23 protein-coding genes are annotated in these 22,444 nt (G+C 46.6%); 13 read left to right on the plus strand and 10 right to left on the minus strand.

Going from position 1 to position 22,444, the window contains the following annotated elements; genetic code table 11:
- Window positions 1–37: 37 nt before the first annotated feature.
- From ADU22_RS08660 to ADU22_RS08690, 7 genes are all read right to left on the minus strand, one after another.
- Window positions 38–1,138, minus strand: a complete 1,101-nt coding sequence (locus ADU22_RS08660) for an ABC transporter ATP-binding protein (RefSeq protein ID WP_053361785.1) — start codon at window positions 1,136–1,138, stop codon at window positions 38–40.
- A 117-nt stretch (window positions 1,139–1,255) separates the two neighbouring features.
- A complete protein-coding gene (locus tag ADU22_RS08665) occupies window positions 1,256–2,161 on the minus strand; it encodes a PucR family transcriptional regulator (RefSeq protein ID WP_053361786.1) in 906 nt (301 codons plus the stop codon).
- Between the two features lie 407 nt (window positions 2,162–2,568).
- Window positions 2,569–2,781, minus strand: a complete 213-nt coding sequence (locus ADU22_RS08670) for a YheE family protein (protein WP_053361787.1) — start codon at window positions 2,779–2,781, stop codon at window positions 2,569–2,571.
- A 178-nt stretch (window positions 2,782–2,959) separates the two neighbouring features.
- The gene (locus ADU22_RS08675; RefSeq protein ID WP_053361788.1) at window positions 2,960–4,132 is read right to left on the minus strand and encodes a YheC/YheD family endospore coat-associated protein; all 1,173 of its coding nucleotides are present in this window, start codon (window positions 4,130–4,132) and stop codon (window positions 2,960–2,962) included.
- The gene (locus tag ADU22_RS08680) at window positions 4,129–5,493 is read right to left on the minus strand and encodes a YheC/YheD family endospore coat-associated protein (protein ID WP_053361789.1); all 1,365 of its coding nucleotides are present in this window, start codon (window positions 5,491–5,493) and stop codon (window positions 4,129–4,131) included. The genes ADU22_RS08675 and ADU22_RS08680 overlap by 4 nt, the downstream gene beginning before the upstream one ends.
- Complete coding sequence (locus ADU22_RS08685) at window positions 5,471–6,571, minus strand: YheC/YheD family endospore coat-associated protein (protein ID WP_053361790.1); 1,101 nt, start codon at window positions 6,569–6,571, stop codon at window positions 5,471–5,473. The genes ADU22_RS08680 and ADU22_RS08685 overlap by 23 nt, the downstream gene beginning before the upstream one ends.
- Window positions 6,568–7,698 (minus strand): YheC/YheD family endospore coat-associated protein, encoded by a 1,131-nt coding sequence (locus ADU22_RS08690; protein WP_053361791.1) that lies wholly within the window; start codon window positions 7,696–7,698, stop codon window positions 6,568–6,570. Before ADU22_RS08690 ends, ADU22_RS08685 begins: the two co-directional genes overlap by 4 nt.
- 194 nt (window positions 7,699–7,892) lie before the next feature.
- On the opposite strand from ADU22_RS08690, the gene ADU22_RS08695 reads away from it, so the two are divergent.
- From ADU22_RS08695 to ADU22_RS08710, 4 genes are all read left to right on the plus strand, one after another.
- Complete coding sequence (locus ADU22_RS08695) at window positions 7,893–8,249, plus strand: YlbF/YmcA family competence regulator (RefSeq protein WP_053361792.1); 357 nt, start codon at window positions 7,893–7,895, stop codon at window positions 8,247–8,249.
- 133 nt (window positions 8,250–8,382) lie between these two features.
- Complete coding sequence (locus ADU22_RS08700) at window positions 8,383–9,255, plus strand: Cof-type HAD-IIB family hydrolase (protein ID WP_053361793.1); 873 nt, start codon at window positions 8,383–8,385, stop codon at window positions 9,253–9,255.
- 99 nt (window positions 9,256–9,354) lie between these two features.
- A complete protein-coding gene (locus ADU22_RS08705) occupies window positions 9,355–10,878 on the plus strand; it encodes a coproporphyrinogen III oxidase (RefSeq protein ID WP_502688737.1) in 1,524 nt (507 codons plus the stop codon).
- 120 nt (window positions 10,879–10,998) lie between these two features.
- Entirely contained in the window at window positions 10,999–11,790 is a 792-nt protein-coding gene (locus ADU22_RS08710; RefSeq protein WP_053361795.1) for an enoyl-CoA hydratase, read from the plus strand.
- Window positions 11,791–11,850: 60 nt separating this feature from the next.
- Here the strand turns inward: ADU22_RS08710 and ADU22_RS08715 are convergent, their stop codons facing one another.
- Complete coding sequence (locus ADU22_RS08715) at window positions 11,851–12,036, minus strand: YhzD family protein (RefSeq protein WP_053361796.1); 186 nt, start codon at window positions 12,034–12,036, stop codon at window positions 11,851–11,853.
- Between the two features lie 138 nt (window positions 12,037–12,174).
- Here ADU22_RS08715 and ADU22_RS08720 point away from each other — a divergent pair, with 138 nt between their 5' ends.
- From ADU22_RS08720 to ADU22_RS08745, 6 genes are all read left to right on the plus strand, one after another.
- Window positions 12,175–13,074: an ABC transporter ATP-binding protein gene (locus tag ADU22_RS08720; RefSeq protein WP_053361797.1), complete on the plus strand. Its 900-nt coding sequence runs from the start codon at window positions 12,175–12,177 to the stop codon at window positions 13,072–13,074.
- Window positions 13,067–14,320: an ABC transporter permease gene (locus ADU22_RS08725; RefSeq protein ID WP_053361798.1), complete on the plus strand. Its 1,254-nt coding sequence runs from the start codon at window positions 13,067–13,069 to the stop codon at window positions 14,318–14,320. Before ADU22_RS08720 ends, ADU22_RS08725 begins: the two co-directional genes overlap by 8 nt.
- 404 nt (window positions 14,321–14,724) lie before the next feature.
- Window positions 14,725–15,948 carry a metallophosphoesterase family protein gene (locus ADU22_RS08730; RefSeq protein ID WP_053361799.1) on the plus strand — a complete coding sequence of 408 codons (1,224 nt, stop codon included), beginning with the start codon at window positions 14,725–14,727 and terminating at the stop codon, window positions 15,946–15,948.
- A gap of 16 nt (window positions 15,949–15,964) precedes the next feature.
- Window positions 15,965–18,967, plus strand: coding sequence for an ATP-binding protein (locus ADU22_RS08735; protein WP_053361800.1), 3,003 nt, complete (start codon window positions 15,965–15,967; stop codon window positions 18,965–18,967).
- An 11-nt stretch (window positions 18,968–18,978) separates the two neighbouring features.
- Window positions 18,979–19,923, plus strand: a complete 945-nt coding sequence (yhaM, locus tag ADU22_RS08740) for a 3'-5' exoribonuclease YhaM (protein WP_053361801.1) — start codon at window positions 18,979–18,981, stop codon at window positions 19,921–19,923.
- A gap of 123 nt (window positions 19,924–20,046) precedes the next feature.
- Complete coding sequence (locus tag ADU22_RS08745) at window positions 20,047–20,229, plus strand: sporulation YhaL family protein (RefSeq protein ID WP_053361802.1); 183 nt, start codon at window positions 20,047–20,049, stop codon at window positions 20,227–20,229.
- 26 nt (window positions 20,230–20,255) lie between these two features.
- Here the strand turns inward: ADU22_RS08745 and ADU22_RS08750 are convergent, their stop codons facing one another.
- Window positions 20,256–21,119, minus strand: coding sequence for a peptidylprolyl isomerase (locus ADU22_RS08750; RefSeq protein ID WP_053361803.1), 864 nt, complete (start codon window positions 21,117–21,119; stop codon window positions 20,256–20,258).
- A gap of 182 nt (window positions 21,120–21,301) precedes the next feature.
- Between ADU22_RS08750 and ADU22_RS24175 the strand changes: the two genes are divergently transcribed.
- The gene (locus ADU22_RS24175; protein ID WP_082252811.1) at window positions 21,302–21,388 is read left to right on the plus strand and encodes a YjcZ family sporulation protein; all 87 of its coding nucleotides are present in this window, start codon (window positions 21,302–21,304) and stop codon (window positions 21,386–21,388) included.
- Window positions 21,389–21,505: 117 nt separating this feature from the next.
- Complete coding sequence (locus ADU22_RS24180) at window positions 21,506–21,589, plus strand: YjcZ family sporulation protein (protein WP_082252812.1); 84 nt, start codon at window positions 21,506–21,508, stop codon at window positions 21,587–21,589.
- Window positions 21,590–21,698: 109 nt separating this feature from the next.
- On the opposite strand, the gene ADU22_RS08755 is transcribed toward ADU22_RS24180, so the two are convergent.
- Entirely contained in the window at window positions 21,699–21,890 is a 192-nt protein-coding gene (locus tag ADU22_RS08755; protein WP_046525816.1) for a hypothetical protein, read from the minus strand.
- A 218-nt stretch (window positions 21,891–22,108) separates the two neighbouring features.
- Between ADU22_RS08755 and ADU22_RS08760 the strand changes: the two genes are divergently transcribed.
- Window positions 22,109–22,444 (plus strand): DUF1878 family protein, encoded by a 336-nt coding sequence (locus ADU22_RS08760; RefSeq protein WP_053364510.1) that lies wholly within the window; start codon window positions 22,109–22,111, stop codon window positions 22,442–22,444.

The following is a 22,444-nucleotide window of genomic DNA, read 5'->3' on the forward strand; positions in this document are numbered from 1 at the left end:
TACCGCCGTCGAACGAGGATAACCGGGCTAGGCGCGGTTAAGGACGGATTCTGCTTTCGGTTTCTGTATCGAAGAAATGCACTTTGTTCATATCAAAAGCAAGTTCAATTGTCTGGCCTGGCTGAATGTCTGTACGGGAATCCACACGGGCAACAAAATCCTGGCCTTCAAATGAAGAGTAGATCATCGTTTCAGCACCTGTAAGCTCGGCCACATCAACGTGTGCTTTCACAGTTGAACCAGGGGATGCATCGATGAACACTTGCTCATCATGCAGATCTTCCGGCCTGATTCCAAGGATGATGTCTTTTCCGACATAGCCCTGGTCGCGAAGAACCTTCATTTTGCCTTCTGGAACGGCGATTGTAGTGTTTTCGGCAACAAACTTGCCATCCAAAAGCTTTCCAGTCAGGAAGTTCATGGACGGAGATCCGATAAAGCCGCCGACAAATACGTTTTCCGGCTTTTCATATACGTCCTTTGGAGAACCAACCTGCTGGATGACCCCGTCTTTCATGACAACAAGGCGTGTCGCCATTGTCATCGCTTCTGTCTGGTCGTGTGTCACATAGATCGTAGTCGTATTCAGGCGGCGGTGAAGCTTGGCAATTTCAGCGCGCATCTGTACACGAAGTTTTGCATCAAGGTTGGATAAAGGCTCGTCCATCAGGAAGACCTTTGCATCACGTACAATTGCGCGGCCCAGGGCAACACGCTGGCGCTGACCGCCGGAGAGCGCCTTTGGTTTGCGGTCAAGATAAGGCTCAAGGCCGAGAATCCTTGCCGCATCCTTAACACGGCGGTCGATTTCATCTTTCGGGAATTTGCGCAGCTTAAGTCCGAAAGCCATGTTGTCATAAACAGTCATGTGCGGATAAAGGGCATAGTTCTGGAACACCATTGCGATATCGCGGTCTTTAGGAGGAACATCGTTTACACGTTTTCCATCGATGGAGAAGTCCCCTTTGGATATTTCCTCCAAACCGGCAATCATTCGAAGAGTTGTCGACTTACCGCAGCCTGAAGGACCAACAAAGACGATAAATTCCTTATCCTGGATATGAAGGTTGAAATCGGTTACAGCGGTTACATTATTATCGTAGATTTTATAAATGTTTTCTAATTTTAATTCGGCCATCTGTAAAAGCCTCCCTGTGTAAGTGTTTACAATGCTAGTGTACCAGCCTTTGTATTTGAAGGCATCGGCAACATGCACAAAATATGGGAAGCCTTTTAGGCAGATTGCAGAAAAGGGCTAGTCGGGAAAATCCGCCATTAGGCAGGCAACATAGACAGTCACGGTACTGTTGAAACTTTTGAGGCTGATCCCGGTCTTTTCCGTAAATTTTTCGAGCCTGTATTGTAGCGTGTTGCGGTGGATATAAAGCTTCTTTGCTGCCATGGACACATTGGAATTATTCTCGAGGAATATCTTCATTGTCTCAAGCAGTTCCCGGTCTTCCTGAAAAATGCGGACCATGTCCTGCTTAAGGAGGGTCCCAGCTTCTTTTGGAAGCTGTGCAGCCACTAGGGAAGGAAACACTTTTTCAAAGGAAAAGACTCTGTCTGTAAAAAGCAAAGCTTGGGCTCTGAAGAAGAGCTCTTGTTCGAGCTGAAAGGATGAACGGATTGTCTCGGGCTCCTGCCTCACTTTGCCAATATAGAAGGTTGTTCTGATAAAAAAGTCGTTCTCCAGAGTTGCGGCAATCGAGTGGAAATCGTCTTCGTGATATCCTGTGTCCGCGCCATCTTCAATAATGATTCCATAATACTGGTCAGTTGGGATAAAGGCCAGAGCCTCATGGAAAAACTCCATCAGCGCCTCTTCCAGCTCTTGCTGGACCCCATCCGAACCTTTCAGATGATACTGGATGATGCGGACGCCACTCTCGGGAAGCAAAGGGGCATCTTTTTTACCATTCAAGAAGTCTCTCCACTTTTTGGAGGATTCTCCAACCTGGAAGGGGCTTTCACCGTCGACAATATTAAATAAAGTCTTCAAGACGGCGAGCTGTTCCGCGGTGATGTCATCCTTAGGTATCCCGAGCCATAATGCCGGTTCTGCTTCATCCTTAAACCAGTAGTAATCGCCAGCTTCTGTATCAGGCGGGGTCTGGGCAGTGATTGATGCGGGAAATAAAGTCTGTAATTTTTTCAGCATGTCATGAATTCTTCCTCGTTTAATTAGTTGATATCAAAAGAAGCTTTAAACTCCGCCTCCTAGCCCCTCGGGACATAAGCCACTCCTGAATTGTAGGCAAAGAGCGCCGACTATTCAGGCGCGTTTTATGCCTGTCGGGCCTGGGCAGTCGGCTCCGCTTTTCTATTGTCCAGCTGCGCCTCCTAGCCCCTCGGGACATAAGCCACTCCTGAATTGTAGGCAAAGAGCGCCTACTATTCAGGCGCGTCTTATGCCTGTCGGGCCTGAACAATCGGCTCCGCTTTTCTATTGTCCAGCTGCGGTGCCTAGCCCCTCGGGACGCTTCGGTCCAGGAGATGAAGTCAAAGGGCGACTTCTTCTCCTGGCCCTCCAGCGCCTGTCGGGGCTGAACAGGCACCTCCGCTTTTCTATTTATCATAAACATGATATAGCATTAGTTCGTGGATTTGTGCTTCTAGCTGCGTTTTTTCTTCCTCTGCAGGTGCGCTGTCTTTCCACTCGATGCTTCCGTTCTGGTGGTAGATGGCATTATGTTTTTGCTTTTTATAGTAGAAAGAAATATGCCAGCCTGGTATTTCTGTATTGGTGAATAGCGGTTTGTACTGAAAGTGCTGCAGCATGCTTTCTCCTCCCCCCTTTTTCTTGTCCAGCTCCAGCGCCTAGCTCTTCGAACCATAAGCCACCCAGATTTGAAGGAGCCTTCTAATCTGGAGCGTCTTAAGCTTGTCGGAGCTGTTCAAGGTGCTTTCGCTTTTCTTTCATTTTAACTCCCGGGAAAGGAGGGTGCCAATATGAAGGTCAAAATCCGCTTTTGCGAAACAGCAAATCCAGTAATTTTTCGATCCTGGCATTTTCGATATCTGTTTCGTCGAAGGCCATTGGTTTGGAGTTCACTTCATATAATACATAATTGCCTGATTCGGTAATGCCGGCATCAATGGAGAATTCCCCGAAATAGCCCATATGCCTGGACAGCAGGCTGCCTGCTTCCCTTGCCAGTCTTTTGATAAAGAGGTCATGCTCCTTTGTTCGGACCTTTTCATACGGGAGGATGATACCGCCTTTTGGAACATGTGTGGTTAGATTCTGGGTTTGGGCGCGACGGATTCCGACTCCTGTCACCTTGTAGCCCTCTGGGCTGTCATGGATGTGGATCCGGAAATCAAACCGCTTTCCATCAATCTTGGCTGGAGTAATCTCGGCCTGTGCAATATAGCTTCGCTTCAATAAACCTTCTTTTCTGGAATCCCAAAAATGGTCGAATGAGGGGTAGGTCCATTTGGCGGCAGGGCTTTCCAGTTCTATTGAGCTGCCTGAATGGCGCCTTAGGAGGTAAAGACCGCTGCCCCGGGAGGAGAGGGAAGGTTTTAAATAGACCCCTTCATGATGATCCAGAAAATCTTTCAGTGTTTTCGGCTCATCTACTCTTATTGTTTCTGGCAGCAGCAATTCCAAAAAGGGGTTTCTGGAAAATATTTTATAAAGGTCGTACTTATCAATGAAAGAAGGATTGAAAAAGGGAATCTGCCACTCTTCAAACAAGGCAGTGGCTTCCTGGAAAGCCATTGATTTCTCTGTTTTTCTTAAAGGGACGCGGTTATAGACAACATGGGGGAGTGGCGCACAAACCGGGAGCCATTTGTTCCTTTTAAGATCAAACATGCACCCGGTTATACTGCCGTTTTCCGTTCCTTCTGGCGGAAACACGATGGTAAGGCCGCTGCGTTCGATTGCCTGCTTTTGAAGGGTAGTGAAGAGGGAGGTGTTGCCCACAATGGTCCCTTGGGGAGACATTGAGGCAAGAATGCCGATAAGCGGGCCGGCATTCCCATCCTTCACCTTTACCTCTGCTGAAAACCCTCCTTCCCCCTGTCTGGAAGGCAGCCTGACCCTGTTTGACCCGAATGTGACCAGCTCCCGGGTTTCATCCTGATGCCACAATTCCTGCCAGGGATCGTACCAAAGTTTCATGTGAAAAGAGCCTCTGGCGATTTAATGGCTTTCTCCGCCAGGAAAATCCCGAAGCCAAGTGTCAGTTTTCTTGTCAAGAGGTCGGATTCCTTTAAGTTCGGGTGGGAGAAGATGGAACGCCCAGGCTTGGAATTAGCCTCAAACAGCCAGACCCTGCCTTCTTTATCAATCCCAAGGTCGAAGCCTATCTCACCGATAATCCCCTCAACCTGGCTTTCGAGCGCCTTGCTCAAATATAGGGCAGCGCTGCTTAATGCCAGGGCAAACTTCTCCTGGTCATCCCTGTTTCTGAAAACCTCTTCAATAGTCATGACTTTTCCACCAGTTCGAATATGGGTGGTCGGGCTCCCTTGACCGCCAACTTTTGCCGCCATCGCTGTAATTTGCCATAGTCCATCTTCATCCTTGTTGGTGTGGATCCTGAAGTCGATAAGACGCCCCTCTTCCCGGATCAGATGAATGCCCTGCTGGACAATCATGTTTGATAGCTTCCGCTTATGAAAGACCTTTTTAAACAGGGTTTCCAGGCTGTTGAATTTTGTCAGCTTTTTCTGTCCGTCATTATCCTGGTACCGGCAATAGTAGGTGCTGTTTCTGCGGTCAAAAAGGATCTGGTGAATGCCGAGCCCAAGGCTGCCATTGGCTGGTTTTACATACACATGGCCATAGTCGGCAAGCATTCGTTCTATGACAGTAAATGAGGTGAAAGGATGGGTCTCGGGCAGGAAAGTGCATGCTAGCTCATCCTGGTAAAGCCTTTCAAATATATCCAATTTGCTGAAGAAGCCAGGGTTATAGCTTGGAATAAGGTAGTCCGTTTGCATCCTTTCTTTCACTTTTTTAATGTTGGCCTTTTTCTCCGACCGCCTGTTCGGAAGCCGGTCATAGATGACATTTGGGAAAGGGACCTCATATGTTTTCCACTGTTGTCCTTCAAAGAACAACCCTTTAATCAGCCCTTTTTCCCAATCAATATGTTCTTCCCCAAACAGGAAGGTCATAACGCCGACACTTTTATTGACAGACAAAAGCTTGGCGAAAATATTGGTTCTGTCGCCCAGTGGGCGTAAAGGGAAGGAAGTGAACCCTGAGGTGAGGACACCAATCAGCGGGCCAATGAACAAAGTGTCCTGCTCGGAAAAAGCATGGAGAATTGCTTCGTTTCCAGGTATGGCTAAACTGTTGTACACAGACTCTCCGACTATGATTTTTTCTTTGTCATGAGGAATGCAGTCTGCTTCAATGACCCTGCTGCCAAAGGACAGCCGGCTGAGGGGCATGGTGTGCATGAGTTCCGCCGGCAAATAAACATGCTGGTCCTGTCTGTTTTGGCTGATTTCAATCCGATAGCGTTTTCTCACGGCTATACCTTCCTTTCTCGATGTTCATCAAAAGCATTTGGCCGTATTCAAGTGGAGCTGAATAAAGCTGCTCTTTTATTTCCTGGCCGGTCTTTAGCATCACTTTACGGCCAGGTTTGGAATTCACATCCATGATCCATATAGCATGGTCCTTGGAGATGCCAATATCCACTCCAACTTCAAATAATGGAGGGAACTTTTCTTCCAAAATGACGGGCAGCCTGGATACGATATCGTTTAATTCATCCAGGATATATGCCTGCACGTCAAGCCTGAGCCCATTAAGATAGTGGGTTACAGGGAGAACTTCCCCTCCAGTACGCAAATTGGACAAAATGCCACCCTGCCAGCCTGCTCTGATGCCCTTTCCTCTTTCCGTCCAGCTCCCGCTTCCATCCTTTTGGAGGAGGATGCGTATATCAAACGGACGCTGATTGTCATCCGTAAGGTCGAGAAATGGCTGAATCAGATAGTCTCTTTTTAATAGAAGCTTATGGATCCAATTGAGTGCATCCTGTTTACTGGTTATTACGGTAGAAAGGACTTCCTGTTGGGTTTCCACCCTGATTGTAAAATCCCCGCTGTCGGTCCCCAGCTGGACAGTGCCCATTCCTCCCGAGCCAAAGGCCGGTTTTAAGAGAAGCTGTTTTTTCTTCTCCAGAAGCTCAAGGACCTGTTCGGGAGTTTCCGCTTTTTTTGTGTGAATTAGATAAGCCTTTAAAGGGGAATCTGCAAGAGCCTGGTAAAGGGTCCATTTATCCGGCAGGCCGTAGCCGAGAAAAGTGATGTCCTTCCGTTGTTTGAGCCATTGGACAATTGCTTTTGAAGTCTTTGAAACGGAGTCCTCCCCGTAAAAGCAGCGGTCGTACAGGATGGGAGGGACAGGAAACTCGCAGGCAATCCATTTCCCTGTTTCGTGGCTGTACTTCTCGCCGGTAACAAGATGGGTGACAGGATGGATACCCGATGGCTTGAAACGGCAGCACCCAATTCCGTATCTTAGTGAGCGCATGGCTATTTCCGTAAAATATTCATTTTCACTGTTAAGGTTTAACGTAAGGATTCCAAGACTTTTCATCTGGAGCCTCCTTTCTCCGGGGGATTGGTTTCGCTTAAAAGAATTTGGGCATACTCCAAAATCGCTTTTGCAGAAGGGCGGCAGGAACTTTTTCCGATATGGTCGTTCTTCGATGGTTTCGAGTTGACCTCAATGATCCATGGATGCCCATTATCGTCAACCCCGACATCTATTCCCAGTTCTCCAAACAATTCTTCGCTGCTATCCGCCGTACAATTTGCCGCTTCCAAAGCTAATTCCCTGATCATATCCAGCTTGGATGTGCTTTGCGCTTCCCCAAAAAAATGGCGCAGTACCCGAAGGGGGTGAATTGTATCCCCTCCGGCAGCCAAATTAGCGGCAAAATGTCCTTGAGCAGACAATCGGGCGACGGTGGATGTCACCCTCCAATCATACTTTGAACTCCGGTTGCATAAAATTCTGAAATCCACACTCCTGTTATCCATCTTCAATAGTGGAAGGCCTTGCTGGAGGAGGTACAGCTGCTTTTTCAGGTATCGCTTCAAAATCGCGGGCAGGTCTTCCTTTTGGCAGGTATTCAGACTTTCGATTCCATTTCGGGAAGATAGTGAAACATCACATGTGCTGTCCTGACTTTGGATGCGCATGATATCCCGGCCCCGGCTCCCATTTACGGGCTTTAGGAAGAGAACTTCATGGGACGCAGCCATCCTTTGAAGTGAATTCCGGGAGTAAACGCAGCTCTCGGGTAGGAAGCGCTGAAGATTTTTACGGGAATTCAGCCATTGGTGGACTTCCCATTTATTGAGAAAGCGCCTGTTGAACACAGGGATGCTGGCTTCATTCATCTTTTCTACAAAATCAATGAAGATTTGGCTGGACTCACTCCGCCTTGAATGAATCCGGTTGTAGACAATATCCGGAAATGGCATCTTTGACTTCGTCCAGCGGCTGCCGTCGCGATATAACCCGGTTATGCCGTCCTTTGTGACCCCTTTTAATGAAAAAACATAAAAGAACCAGCCGGAGCTGGTGAACAGCTCCTGCAATTCGAGGCAAAAGTCGTGAATGCTGCCAAATGAAGGCTCCATCCCTGATTCGTATTCTATTTCAGTAAGAACGGCCATAATGGGGGAATGGGGTTGTACAGTGGGCAATTGGTCCATATATTCTCCTCTTTTATCCCATTTGGATTAAAAAGATTGAAATTGGGCGATAATCTGATACCGTATCGTATGTTCCGGGCTGATATAATGTGCCAGCAGCAGCCTTTACGAGAGGAAATTGTGAACTTCTCGCAATTGAAGCCATAGTCTGATATAGTGTAGGGGATTCCGAAACGGAGAAGGAGTGTTTTAAAATGGCAGTAAACCTTTATGATTCTGCATATGAAATGGAAAAAGCAATTCGCACCAGTGACGAATATGTAAACTTGAGAAAAATATATGATGAAGTCAATAATGATGAATCAGCCCGCAGGATGTTTGAGAACTTCCGCAATATTCAAATGCAGCTTCAGCAAAAGCAGATGATGGGGCAGGAAATTTCCCAGGAGGAAGTGGAACAGGCTCAAAAGACAGTGGCTTTAGTGCAGCAGCATGAAACCATCTCGAGATTGATGGAAGCGGAGCAAAGGATGAGCACGGTCATCGCTGAAATCAACAAGGTCATCATGAAGCCGCTTGAGGAGCTTTACGGCGTCCAGGAAAACCAATAAGATCATGTACTCCCGGAACAAAGTTCCGGGAGTTTTTTTGCTTTTTCGCAAAGGTTCCCTCAGTTCTATTTTGTCCTTCCTTTTCATAATGTTCATATAAGGGTAGAAACATCACAGAAATGGGGGCCACATTATGATCTATCGTCTTCTTGCCTTGAATGTGGATGGGACGGTTATCCAGGATAACGGAAGGATCCATAAATCTACAAAGGAGGCCATTGCCTACGTCCAGCAGAAAGGAGTATATGTCACGCTTCTTACTTCAAGAAGCTTCCCATCTGCCAGAAAGGTGGCAAAGGCCCTGAAAATTAATAATTCCATGCTCGTTACCCACCAGGGTGCCTATATAGCCCAGCAATTGGGGAAGCCTGTTATGGCCAAATTGATTCCGGAAGACATCACCTATGAAATTATCCGCTTCCTGGAAGGATTCCCCTGCCAAATCAGGATTGTCCACGATGAATATTCGCTGGCCAACAAGTATAAGCTGAATCACAACCTATTGGCCAAAACAGTATTTACTACTGGGGATCCAATGTTTTACTCCCAGCAGTTTGTAGATTCCATCAGCGACACCTTAAAAGACGATCCCGCTACAGCGCCTAAAATTGAGGTGTACTTTGAATATGAGGATGACTTGACTGATGCACGGGAAGCTTTGATGTCGATGTTTTCCGAAATCAATATGACCCAGCTTAATGACCTGAGGCTGGATATTCTGCCGCAGGGGGTTTCAAAGCTGAACGGAATGATTTCTTTGGGAGAACAGTTGGGCATTGCTTTGAAAGAGATGGTTGTAATAGGCGATGGGCAGGACGACATAGAAATATTGAAAGCATGCGGATTGGGCGTGGCAATGGGAAATGCGTCCCCCGAGGTAAAGAGGGCTTCAGACTGGGTCACCAGGTCCAACAATCAGAACGGGGTTGCCTACATGGTCAAGGAGCATTTCCGTAAACAGCATCCTATTTCTTTTTTAAGGAAGATGAATATACTGAAAAAATAGACATTCAGCCTGCATGCATGTGCAGGCTTTTTTTGGTTTTCCCCTGTATTGACCTTGCCAGGGGGATTCAGTACACTATAGGAAGCATAAATTGAAAAGGTGATATTTTTGTTTATATATATAAAAGGAATAGAAGATGACAGGCTTGAAAGGCCATTGCAGCTGATTGCCAACCTGTTTTTTGAGGAGGCCGAACTCGCTTTCTCCAAACCGGACCGTGATAGCGATGCTGTTATTGAACTGGCGGTGTCAGCGGAAGACGGCATCCAGGTTGACGCAAAATTAACAGCGGGGAATGGGGAACAGCACCGGGCTGCCTATGAAAAAGGTCTTCAGGAGGACCTAACTGAAAAAGAGAGGTTCCGCGCAATTAGAAATGCCGTTTCCCATGCTTTTTTAACCGTCCTGCAGGATTGGACCGGGATTATGCAAAAATGGGGCATCCTTACAGGCGTGAGGCCTACAAAGCTTCTTCACAATAAGCTCCGGGAAGGTATAGACCCTGGACAGGCCCATGCTGAGCTTGAGGAAGAATATATGATTACCCCGGAAAAAATCAGGCTCATGCAGCAAATCGTTGACCGGCAGCTTTCTGTCATGCCAGACCTATACGATTTGCAGCGCGAAGTGAGCATTTATATCGGGATTCCTTTCTGTCCGACAAAATGTGCCTATTGCACTTTCCCTGCCTATGCCATCAATGGCCGGCAAGGGTCTGTCAACAGTTTCCTTGGAGGCCTTCATTATGAAATGCGGAAGATTGGCGAGTGGCTGAAGGATAACGGAATTAAAATTACCACCTTATATTATGGCGGCGGCACCCCAACCTCGATAAGTGCTGAAGAAATGGATATGCTTTACGAAGAAATGTACACTTCTTTTCCAGATGTTGAAAACATCAGGGAAATCACCGTTGAGGCTGGCCGTCCGGATACGATAACCCCGGAGAAATTGGATGTTCTAAACAAATGGAACATCGACCGTATTTCTATTAATCCCCAATCCTATATCCAGGAAACGCTGAAGGCGATTGGACGTCATCATACAGTGGAAGAAACGGTGGACAAATATCATCTTGCCAGAGAAGCGGGCATGAATAATATCAATATGGATTTGATTATCGGCCTTCCTGGTGAAGGAACCGGGGAATTCGGCCACTCACTGAAAGAAACCGAAAAGCTGATGCCTGAATCGCTGACGGTCCATACTTTATCTTTCAAGCGTGCATCGGAAATGACCAGGAACAAGGAGAAATATAAAGTCGCCGACCGGGGGGAAGTGGAGAAAATGATGAACATGGCCGAGGAGTGGACGGGAAGCCACGGTTATGTCCCTTATTACCTCTATCGCCAGAAAAACATCCTTGGCAACCTGGAAAATGTCGGCTACTCCATGCCTGGCCAGGAAAGCTTATACAATATCATTATTATGGAAGAACAACAAACCATTATCGGGCTCGGCTGTGGTGCTTCCAGCAAATTCATCCATCCGGAAACCGGTAAGATCACCCACTTCGCCAATCCGAAGGACCCTAAATCATACAATGACGGTTTTGAAGACTATACGGACCAAAAAATCACCATCTTAAATGAACTATTCTCAAAAAGCTCCTCTTCCCTATAGGAGCTTTTTTCTTTGGGCCGATGTTAGTGGAAAATGGCGTTTGGACAATTCTGAAAAGTAGTGTCCATGTTCAAGGGTTTTCATTATAATAGAATTGAACATAAAGGAGGGGGAGCTCTTTTGACTACCGAATTTAAAACGGATACTGTCAAGGTAAGTGTAGAAGGCAAGGTGGCCACAGTCGAGTTGAACAGGCCAGAATCTTTAAATGCACTCGATTTGGAAATGATCAGAGGATTGGCATGGAATTTGAAGGAGTTATGCATTTCGGATGAAGTGGAAATTGTGTTATTGAAAGGGGCCGGACGTGCCTTTTCCTCAGGCGGCGATATTAAGACAATGCTTGCGGGCAGTAATGAAAGCGATTTCTACGGAATCATGGAAAGCATCAATGAACTCGTCACGACGCTATACAGCATGCCAAAGCTGACAATCAGCGCTATTAACGGTGCGGCTGCGGGGCTTGGCTTCAGCCTGGCTTTGGCCACGGATTATATCATGGCTGACCCGGGAAGCAAGCTTGCGATGAACTTCATCGGCATCGGGCTGATTCCTGATGGAGGCGGACATTTCTTTATGAAGCAGCGTCTCGGCGAAACAAAGGCAAAGCATCACATCTGGGAAGGCAAGCCAATGACGGCAGCGCAAGCCCTGGAAATAGGGCTGATTGATGAAGTCATCGAAGGAGACCTCAATGAAGCGATAGCCATCAAGCTGGAAGAGTTGCAGCAAAAACCGCTTCAGGCCATGATCAAAACAAAGAAGATTTATGCAGAAGAGAATCGGGCTTCCMTTCTGAAATTTCTTGAGCTCGAGAAGTTTGCACAATATAAAATGCGGCAGACAGAGGACCATAAGGAAGGCATCCAGGCATTCCTTGAGAAACGAAAACCTAATTTCATAGGGAAATAGGCATAAAAAAAGCAAAGAGGAGCCTCTTTGCTTTTTTATTATTCAAATACATACCTGGGGTTATGGGTGGAAAAGTACCAACTTCCCTCTCGGAGATGTGCAGCGATGGGTATTGTCTTCAAGATTTTTCTCTGCAAGAAGTCTCCTGCCGACTTCTTTTGCCTCTTCGTCATTTCCCGCTTGAAAGGACTCGTCCAGCAGCTTTTCCCCATCAGGCTTAAATGCTGTCAATTTGTATGTATCCATATCGTTTACCCCTTTTTATGAGCTTTATTAATTTTATTTTTACACAATCTTATAAAAAGTTCAAATATAATAAAAACAATTAAATGGAACTTTTTTCCGACCGTTTCGTAGTAATATAATGCTAAGGAGGAGAAGGTAATGGCACTTAAACTAGAAAAAGTCACGAAAAATTTTGGGGAGTTTACAGCTGTAGACGACCTGTCACTCGAAATACCTGAAAAAGAAATGTTTGGTTTCCTGGGAGCCAATGGTGCGGGAAAGACAACCACCTTCCGGATGATTCTTGGGCTCTTGGACCCTACCAAAGGAAGCATCACGCTGGACGGAAAGAAAATTGACTATTCCACAAGCCCAATCATTGGCTATCTGCCTGAAGAGAGGGGCTTGTACCCCAAGCTGAAAGTGAAAGAGCAAATCGTCTATCTTGCGAGATTGCGAGGGATGCAGAAACAGGATGCAGTGAGGGAGTTGGCATACTGGCTCGATAGATTTAAAGTTCCCGAGTATATGGATAAAAAGGTAGAGGAGCTTTCAAAGGGGAATCAGCAAAAAATACAGTTTCTTGCAGCTGTCATACATAAGCCAAGGCTTCTTATCCTGGATGAGCCATTTAGCGGTCTTGATCCGGTTAATGTGGAATTATTGAAGCAGGCCGTCATTGACTTGAAGGAGGCGGGTACCACCATCGTGTTTTCCAGCCACAGGATGGAGCATGTGGAGGAAATGTGCGAGCATCTTTGCATTATGCAAAGAGGCAGGCCTGTTGTCCATGGGGCCTTGAAAGAAATAAAGCGTTCATTCGGAAAGAAGAACCTGGTGATCCATGCGGACTTTGATATCAGTTCTCTTGAAAATCACGGTGGTGTAACAAAAGCAAAGCACACACCGGAAGGAATCCATCTCCAGGTGACGGGTGAAAATATTGCGGAGGAAATCCTGAAGAGTATAGTGGGAAAAGGCTTTATCCGCAAGTTTGTGTTAGAAGAACCCTCACTGAATGATATTTTTATTGAAAAGGCGGGTGCTTCCTATGAATAACTTTTTTATCATCTTGTTCCATACATATTTAAGCAAACTGAAAACAAAATCCTTTTTGGTTACAACGGTCCTGACAGCGCTGATTTTAATTGCATTGACCAACATTCCCAGAATCATCGATTTCTTTGAAAAGGGTGGGGAAGCCGAGAAAATTGCCGTGATCGACGAATCCGGACAGCTGTTTGCCCCTCTTGAACAGCAAATGCTGGCAGGGGATACAGATGTGGAACTGGTTGAGTTCACCGGCAGTGTGGGCGAAGCAGAGGAAAAGGTCGAGGCAGGAGATTACTCGGGTTTGCTTCAGCTAAGGATGACTGGTGAAAATTTGCCTGCAGCTTCCTTTAAGTCAATGAGCATGGCGGATTCAAGCTTGGTTTCCGAAATTGAGGGCAGCCTCCAGCAGCTTAAAACAATGATGGCATCTGCTTCGCTCAACCTGAGCCCGGAGCAGCTGGCCGATCTTTATGAACCTGTTGAATTTGAACGTTCCGCGCTTGCCGAGGATGCCAAAACCGAGGAAGAACTGAGCCAGGCCAGGGGGCTCGTGTATGTGCTGCTGTTCATTATTTATTTCTCCGTCATTATGTATGCGAGCATGATCGCTACAGAGGTGGCAACCGAAAAATCCTCCAGGGTAATGGAAATCCTGATATCAAGCGTATCGCCGATTAAGCAGATGTTTGCAAAAATACTTGGAATTGGGCTGCTGTCACTGACACAGCTAGCCGTGTTCCTTATCGTAGGGTACTTTTCGGTAAAGACAAATGTTGAAAGTATGGAAGGCGGCTTTTTCGAATTTTTTGGTTTCAGCAATATACCTGGGGCAACAATCGCGTATGCTGTCATTTTCTTTCTCCTAGGCTATTTTCTTTATGCCACTCTTGCCGCTTTTCTTGGATCGTTGGTCAGCAGGATTGAGGATGTCCAGCAAATGATCACCCCCATGACCCTGCTGGTTGTCGCCGGGTTTATGATTGCGATGTTCGGTCTGGGCCAGCCGGAGGCACCGTTTATTACGATTACTTCGTTTATCCCATTTTTTACCCCGATGATTATGTTCCTAAGGGTAGGGATGCTGAATATCCCACTATGGGAAACAAGTCTGGCAATTGCCATCCTGACAGGAACCATCATCCTCCTGGCCGCTTTTGGAGCGCGGGTTTATCGGGGCGGAGTGCTGATGTATGGAAAGTCCAATTCCTTTAAGGATATTAAAACAGCCTTGCAGCTGACAAAGAAGAAATAAACAAGCAAGCCGGATTCACAACCTGTGGTCCGGCTTTTATTTATTGACTTTCCAGCCCGGCGCTGGTCGGGTCTGACCAAGGCGCTTCCGCTTTTCCTTGTCCAGCTCCAGCGCCTAGACCCTCGAGTCATAAGCCACTCCAGAATTGAAGGCAAAGAACGCCTTCTATTCTGGCGCGTCTTATGCTGGTCGGGTCTGACCAGGCGCTTCCGCTTTTCTTTGTCCAGCTCCAGCGCCTAGACCCTCGAGTCATAAGCCACTCCAGAATTGAAGGCAAAGAACGCCTTCTATCCTGGCGCGTCTTATGCTGGTCGGGTCTGACCAGGCGCTTCCGCTTTTCTGAGAACGTGCATTCGCTTTTGGGAGATGGTAAAATGGGTAAAAAGCGGTGAAAGGAAATTTATATGAAACAAGTCACATTCATGCATTGGGCTGACCTTCACCTGGACAGCCCATTCAAAGGTCTTAAGCATCTTCCAGAGAAGATATTTAAAAGGCTTCAGGAAAGCACCTTCAAGGCACTTGCCAATATGACGGACGAAGCTATCCAAAAAGCAGTTGATTTTGTTATTATTGCTGGTGACGTTTTTGATGGCGAAAATCGGAGCCTTCGCGCCCAGGCGAGATTCCGCGGAGAAATGGCTAAGCTGGCCGAGAAAGGAATTCCTGCATATATAATCCACGGCAACCATGACCATCTGGGGGGGACATGGATGAAGCTGGAGATGCCGGAAAATGTTCATGTCTTTGCAGGCGAAGTGGAGATAAAGCAATTTGCCAAACAAGACGGAACAACCGTCCATCTATATGGCTTTAGCTATCCGGAACGGCATTTGACAGACCGCTGGATTGACCGATACAAGAAAAGAGAGGGAGCAGACTTTCATATTGGAATCCTTCACGGACATTTTGAGGGAGCCAGTGACCATGGCAAATATGCCCCTTTCCGCCTTGGAGATCTTTATGAAAAACAATTTGACTACTGGGCTCTGGGGCATATCCATAAAAGACAAGTTTTATCCGAAGAACCTCCGGTCATTTACCCTGGGAATCCGCAGGGGAGAAATCCGAAAGAACAAGGCGAAAAGGGGTTCTACACTGTTTCGCTGACCGAGCGGGGAACATGGTACGAGTTTCTGCCCTCCCATGATGTCCAGTGGCTTGAAATGAAATTGGATGTTTCGCAGGCAGCCAGTCCCGGAAGCCTGTTTGATGCCTGCAGGCAGGCGGTCAGCGAAGTTCGCAGCGAGGGAAAAGGCGTAATTCTTTCGCTGGAAATCGAACAAGCCCACATGCTTGACCCTGATTCCGAAACGATGCTCCAAAGCGGTGAATTGCTGGAGATTCTTCAGGAGGAAGAAAAAGACGAGAATTCATTTGTATGGGTGCGTGATTTGACCATAGGCGATATGGCTGGGATTGACCGAAGCGTGGCTGCAGCGAAAGGAGACTTCTTCGAAGACCTTTTTTCCGAAATTGACGGTTTTGACCGCTGGCATGAAGGACTGATGCCTCTATTCAGCCACAACGGGGCGAGAAGGCATCTTGAGGGCCTGAATGAAGAAGAGAGGAAGCAGGTTTTGCTGGAAGCGGAGACAAGGTTGCTCCATCTTCTGGCACAGGACTGAGGAAGGGGCAAACTGCATGTATTTGCATGAATTACATATTTATGGTTATGGCAAGCTTGAGGATGTGCGAATTCAAAATCTGCAGAACCTGCAGGTTTTCTATGGGGAAAATGAAGCCGGGAAATCAACCATTATGGCTTTCATTCATGGCGTTTTGTTTGGTTTCCCTACCAGGCAGCAATCGGAACTCCGGTATGAACCGAAGCTGCACTCCAAATACGGCGGCTACCTAAAGGCAGAGTTCCCCTCTTACGGAATAGCCGTGATTGAACGGGTAAAAGGAAAGGCTACAGGGGATGTTACTGTAACTCTTCAGGATGGAAGGCTAGGCGGCCAGGAATTATTGGACGAACTGCTCGGAGGTATGGACAGAGGGACATACCAGTCCATATTTTCCTTCAGCCTGCAAGGCTTGCAGAATATCCAGCAGCTAAAAGGCGATGACCTTGGCCCATTTTTGTTTTCTGCCGGCACTATGGGAAGCGACAGGCTGCTGCGTGCGGAAGACAGCCTGCAAAAGGAGCTGGAACAACGTTTTAAACCGGGCGGGAAAAAGCCCCGGCTTAACGAAAAGCTGAAACAGCTGCGCGAAACCTACGAGATGCTGAAACAGGCAGAGTCGGAAGCGGACGAGTACAGCATGCTTCTCACAAGAAAGGCAGCGACAGAGGAAAAGCTTCTCCGAAATCAGTCGGAGATTGCGGAAACGGAAAAGCAGGTTTTTTATCTCAAAGAATTGGAAAGGGTGTATCCTCTTCTTATAGAGATGGAAAAGCTCGAAGCAAATTTGGCCCGCCTGGGCGAGGTGGCATTCCCGGCAGATGGGCTTCGCCGCCTTGAGCGCATTGAGGAGAGGCTGCAGCCAATTGAAGCCCGCCTGGCATGGCTTTCAGAGCGAAACAAGACACTGGCTGAGGAATCGGCAGTTTGTGAGCCTGATAGGAAATTGCTTGCAAGGGAGGCGGAGATAACATCTGTTTTGGATACTTTGCCGGTTTTTGAGCAGACAAGGGCGGAAGCGGAAAATCAACGGAGAATGATCGATGAGGTTATGGAAGATATAGAGCGTGTAAATGACCAGCTGCACGTCCGCTTTGATGAGCAAACCATTGGACAGGCAAATGTCAGTTCGGTGATGAAAGAAGTGGCAGAGGATATACAGATGAAGCAGCAACAGCTGAAAGATCGCAAACGAAGGCTGGACGCTGATTTTCAAGAGGAAAAAACGGTATTGGAAGAACTGGAGTCCCAAACAGCTTTTTACAAAGGGAAACTGCTGGATGAAAAGACAAAAGACAGGATTGGAAGCCAGCTTCGAACCTTGGAAGAGCAAGAAAAGCTAAAATCGGAACTTCATAGAGTCCAGGAACGGATTGCCTCGTTTGAATCCAATCAAGCCTCCTCCCTTAGGAAGAGCAAAGCGGAGCAAAAGCGCCAGGGAAATACACTCCTGTTTTTTGGGCTGATTTTTCTGCTGCTTGCATTGTGGGGCATCTGGAACAGGCAATGGGTCGTTACAGCTGCTGGTGCCGCCGGGTTTATTCCGGTTCTTTCCATGTATTTGCGCCTGGTAAAAAACGTAACTGGCCACGGAGGAGGCGAACAGGAAGATCTTTCCTGGGCAAAGGCACAGGAAAAAGAACTGAAAGCCCGACTTCAGGGCAGCGATAATCTTGATGCTGCAAGTCTTAGGAGCATGCTTGCACAGGATGAGGAAAATCGGAGGATGTACCTTGACTATTCTGGCCGGCTTGAAATGCAAAATACCCGCTATGAAAAGGTCATCCAGCTTTATGAGGCCTGGGAAAGGGAAGGGGCAGAAACGAACTCCCGGCAGGAAGAAGTTGTGGAACAGCTGCATCTAAATCAAAGGCCCGGCACCATTAAGATTTTTGATGCTTTCCTGCTTGTGGAAAAGCAAAAGCTCCTGTTCAGGGAAAAAAAGCGGCTGGAAGACAGGCTCGCGTTCTTGGAGGCACAGCAGAAAGACGTCCATTCGGCCTTCAGGGAACTCGCGGCCATGTTCCTTCATAATGAGAACCTCGCCATCCAGGAGGCAGCAGCTCTGTTGAAGAAGAGGATTCGCGAGGAGTACGACAAGCAGGCAAGGCACCGCGAAGTTACATCCAAGTTGGCGGAGGTGAAGGATGAGTTTTCCCGGCTTGCAAACGAGCAAAAGCACTTGAAGCAGGAAAAGGAGAAGCTCCTGAAGCTTGCAGACGTCCTGGATGAAGAATCCTTCAGGGAAATAGGCTTAAAAGCATTGCAGGAGAGGGAATGGAAAAGCAGGCTCGAGGAGCTCGCGATTCAGCTGGAAAGTTCAGGCATTACAGATTCACGTCCTTCAGAGGCAAGCGAGGGAAACCTTCCTGCCGAACGGCTCGAAAAGGCCCTGCTGCAATTGGAATCATATAAAAGGGAACAGAACGGAATTTTAAATTCCCTGGCTGAAATAAGGCATAGGATGTCCGTACTGGAAGAGGGGCTGTATCCTGACCTGCTGCATAAATATAACCAGTTGAAATATGAATTCCGGGAAGAAGCGAAGGAGTGGGCTGGACTGGCTGTGGCCAGGGAGCTGCTTAGAGGGACGGTGGAAAGGTATAGACGGGAGAGGCTGCCTAAGCTCCTTGCGAAAGCGGAGGAGTACTTGCAATGCTTAACCAGCGGCCAGTATATACGTATACTCCCCCAGCAATCTGGAAGCGGCTTTCTTGTTGAAAGGCAAGACCATACATTATTTGAAGCCAATGAGCTAAGCCAGGCAACCGCCGAGCAGGTTTATGTTTCTTTAAGACTTGCACTTGCTTCTGCTTTGTATTCCCGTTTTCCACATCCGATTATTATTGACGACAGCTTTGTCAACTTTGATGAGGAAAGAACGCAGATGATGTTCAAGCTGCTGCGTGGAATGCCTCAGAACCAGGTGTTGTTTTTCMCCTGCCACAGGCACTTGCTGGACCAGTTTAAAAATGAAGAGATCCTGCCATTAGGTCAATTGGTGCAGAACTCACTTTAGGAGGAAAAGACATGAATAAAGGAATACTTGACTATGAAGTTGGGGAGCAGGTAGAAAAGTTCCTATTGATCAAAAACGCGACAAAGGGAATTGCCAGCAATGGCAAGCCATTTTTAACCCTGATCCTCCAGGATCAAAGCGGGGAGATTGAAGCAAAGCTGTGGGATGTGTCGGATAGCGAGGAAAACACATACAGCCCCGAAGGAATTGTGAAAGTATTGGGAGATATCCAAAATTACAGGGGACGAATGCAGCTGAAAATCCGCCAAATACGGGCAGCTGGCCCCGCAGATCATGTAAAGCTGTCTGATTTTCTCGAAACAGCCCCGCTGGATAAGGAAGAGATGGTATCGAAAATCACCCAGTATATCTTTGAAATGAAAAATCCGAATATCCAGCGTATTACCCGCCATCTATTGAAAAAGCATCAACAGGCATTCCTGAATTATCCGGCTGCGACCAAGAATCATCATGAGTTTGTTTCAGGCCTTGCCTACCACGTCGTTTCGATGCTGGACCTTGCCAAAGCGATATCCAGTCTTTATCCCAGTCTTGATAAAGACCTGCTTTTTGCTGGGGTCATCCTTCATGACCTTGGAAAAGTCCATGAACTTTCAGGCCCTGTCGCTGCAACCTATACAGTTGAAGGGAACTTGCTGGGGCACATCTCCATAATGGTGAATGAAATCGGCAAAGCAGCCGAAGAACTGGGGATATCAGGAGAAGAGGTTATCGTTCTTCAGCATTTGGTCTTAAGTCATCATGGCAAGGCTGAATGGGGGAGCCCGAAACCGCCTTTAATCAAAGAAGCAGAGATCCTTCATTATATTGATAATCTGGATGCCAAAATGAATATGCTTGATCGGGCATTGAGCCGCGTAAAACCAGGCGAGTTCACTGAAAGAAATTTTGCCCTCGATAACCGGTCATTCTATAAACCAGCTTTCCATAAATAATAGAATGCTAAATTAAAAGAATGCCAGATGATAAAAAATTCACTGCCTTCCTGTCATAATCCCATCTTTTGCTCATATGTATGAAGTATATTATAGGACAACCCTTCAAGAGGAGGTGGAACCATGGTCATTCCCATTTGGGTGTATTTCGTGGGTGCTGGCATTCTCATAAGTGCTTTCATGGCAATCAGAACTGGCAAAGAGGAACGAAAGCAGGAAATGGAAAGCATTGAACGGGAAGGGGAAATTTATATGAAACGGCTGGAAAGGGAAAAGGAAAAAAGGGAGGGTTCCCTTGAAGCATAAAAAAACTCGCCATAGGCGAGTTTTTTTTATTGCTTCGGCGTCTCCGGGGTTTCCATGACTCCCTGGAGGTCCTTGTCCTTAATTTTCACATTGGCTTCTTTCAGCTCGTCTTGAAGAGTGGCTTGAAGCTGAGTGGCATCCACTTTGGTTAGCTTAAGCTCGTACTCAAGCTCCTCTTTCATATCCTCGTAGGACCCTTTTTCCTTTTTCTCGGTCACTTTAATAATATGCCAGCCATGCTGGGATTGAACAGGATCACTGATTTCGTTGACATCAAGGGCATAGGCTGCTTCCTCGAATTCAGAAACCATCGCACCAGGGCCAAAGAATCCAAGGTCTCCGCCTTTTTCAGCTGAGCCAGGGTCCGTTGAATTCTCCTTCGCCAATTCAGCAAAATCCGCTCCTCCGTCAAGCTTACTCTTTAATTCCTTTGCTTTTGCCTCATCTTCAACCAGGATGTGGCTTGCCCTGATTTCTGGCTGATATTCTTCATAACGCTGCTTTACTTCTTCTTCTGATACTTCTACATCCTTCAAGGCTGCCTTTTCAATCAGCATCTGTTCCCTCAGGAATTCTCTCAGGGCATCTTCATCCTCCAGCTGGTTCTGCTGCAGGACAAGTTCAAAATTGTCTCCAAGCTGGGTCTTTAATTCTTCGACTCTTTTGTTGACTTCATCGTCTGACACTTCGTACTTGTCACCAAGCACTTTACTGTACAAAAGTTCCTGAAGCGTCTGCTCGCCAACTTTCTCCTTCATCGCTTCGTACAATTCATCCTTGGTGATATTTCCAGCGTCAGACTCGACGACAGCTTCAGATGTCTCATTGCCATTGCAGGCAGATAAAGTTAAAACCCCGGCAAGGGTCAGAGGGAGGACCCATTTATTCATGTTGAACAACTCCTAAATATTAATTCTGGTGGTTCCTTGTAAGTCCACAAGATTTACTATAACACAAAGTGCTCTCCTGACAAAAATATTTTAATAAATTTTACCAGCAGGCCGATGGGCAAACATCCAACCGAATGGGGTCCAGCTTACATAGGATATGGCGAAGAGAAAAAAGGAGGTAAATGTCTATGGGCCAATATAATGCAGGATTCGCGTTAATTGTTGTCCTGTTCATTTTGCTGATTATTGTAGGTTCGGCATTCTGCTGAATATGGCGGGCTGCCGCCGTGATTCAATGAAAAATTGGGATACTCATGATATACGCCTATGCGGACAGTGTATGGGCTGAATAAGATAGTTTATCGCTACTGGAAGGAGGTGTTAGAATGGGCGGAGGATACGGTGCAGGATTTGCGTTGATCGTCGTGTTGTTCATCCTGTTGATTATTGTAGGTGCGGCTTGGCTGTAATGGCGGGCTTGCAGTCTAACAAAGCCTTCAAGTGTAAAAGGTAACAAGGAAAAGTCAAAAAGTGCCAAGTGCATGCGTAAAAGCGGTGAAGCTATTCCTTCACCGCTTTTCATGTTGAATATAAAATTTCCACAAATGAAGAGATTAAAAGAATGGTTATAAGGACATTGATCGTCCTGAAAACACCTGATTGCCGTTCTTCAGGAATCTCTTTTTGTATACAGAGGGAGTCTGTTAATTTGTTTATAAAGAATAGGATGAAGACAGCGAATAAAATAAACACAATAAAAATGGAGATCATCCTAGAATCCCTCCTTTTACATACTTATTATGTTAAATACAATATCAAAAAATCTTTAAAAAAGATAGTTTTTTAGCGTATCAGGTAAATTCCAAAAGATTTTCCTGAATAAATGGTAAAATATGCACTAAAGAATGCAGACGCGCCGTGTGCGGCATCCAGGATGGAAAATGGAGGCTGGTGCGGGGCCAAAGAAAAGCAAGAAGGGAACTTTTTTCATGACGAATAACGATATAGCCGAAAAAATTAAAATACTTGAATACCACCAAAAACTGCTTCTAAAAATGGTGAAGGGAACAAACTTGAAGTTTGACTTCCTCATTGTCGAAAAATTACTAAGCCAGAAAGAAGCAGGCGATATTTTAGCGTTATGTGAAAAATTGAGCAAGGATATGAAAAAACAGAAAGCGGAAGGATTTGTTCACTTCCACCCGCTTTTCCATGAACTCCAGGCAGGATTGCAGCCCAAGCTGGAGGCCAGGGAAGTCATTGAAGCCTGCGTTGAACAAGGGCTGTTCCTCCCGCTTATGCTGGAAATGAAAAAATACTGCTGA

It is taken from the genome of Bacillus sp. FJAT-27251, assembly GCF_001273925.1.
Classification (GTDB): domain Bacteria; phylum Bacillota; class Bacilli; order Bacillales; family Cytobacillaceae; genus Mesobacillus_B.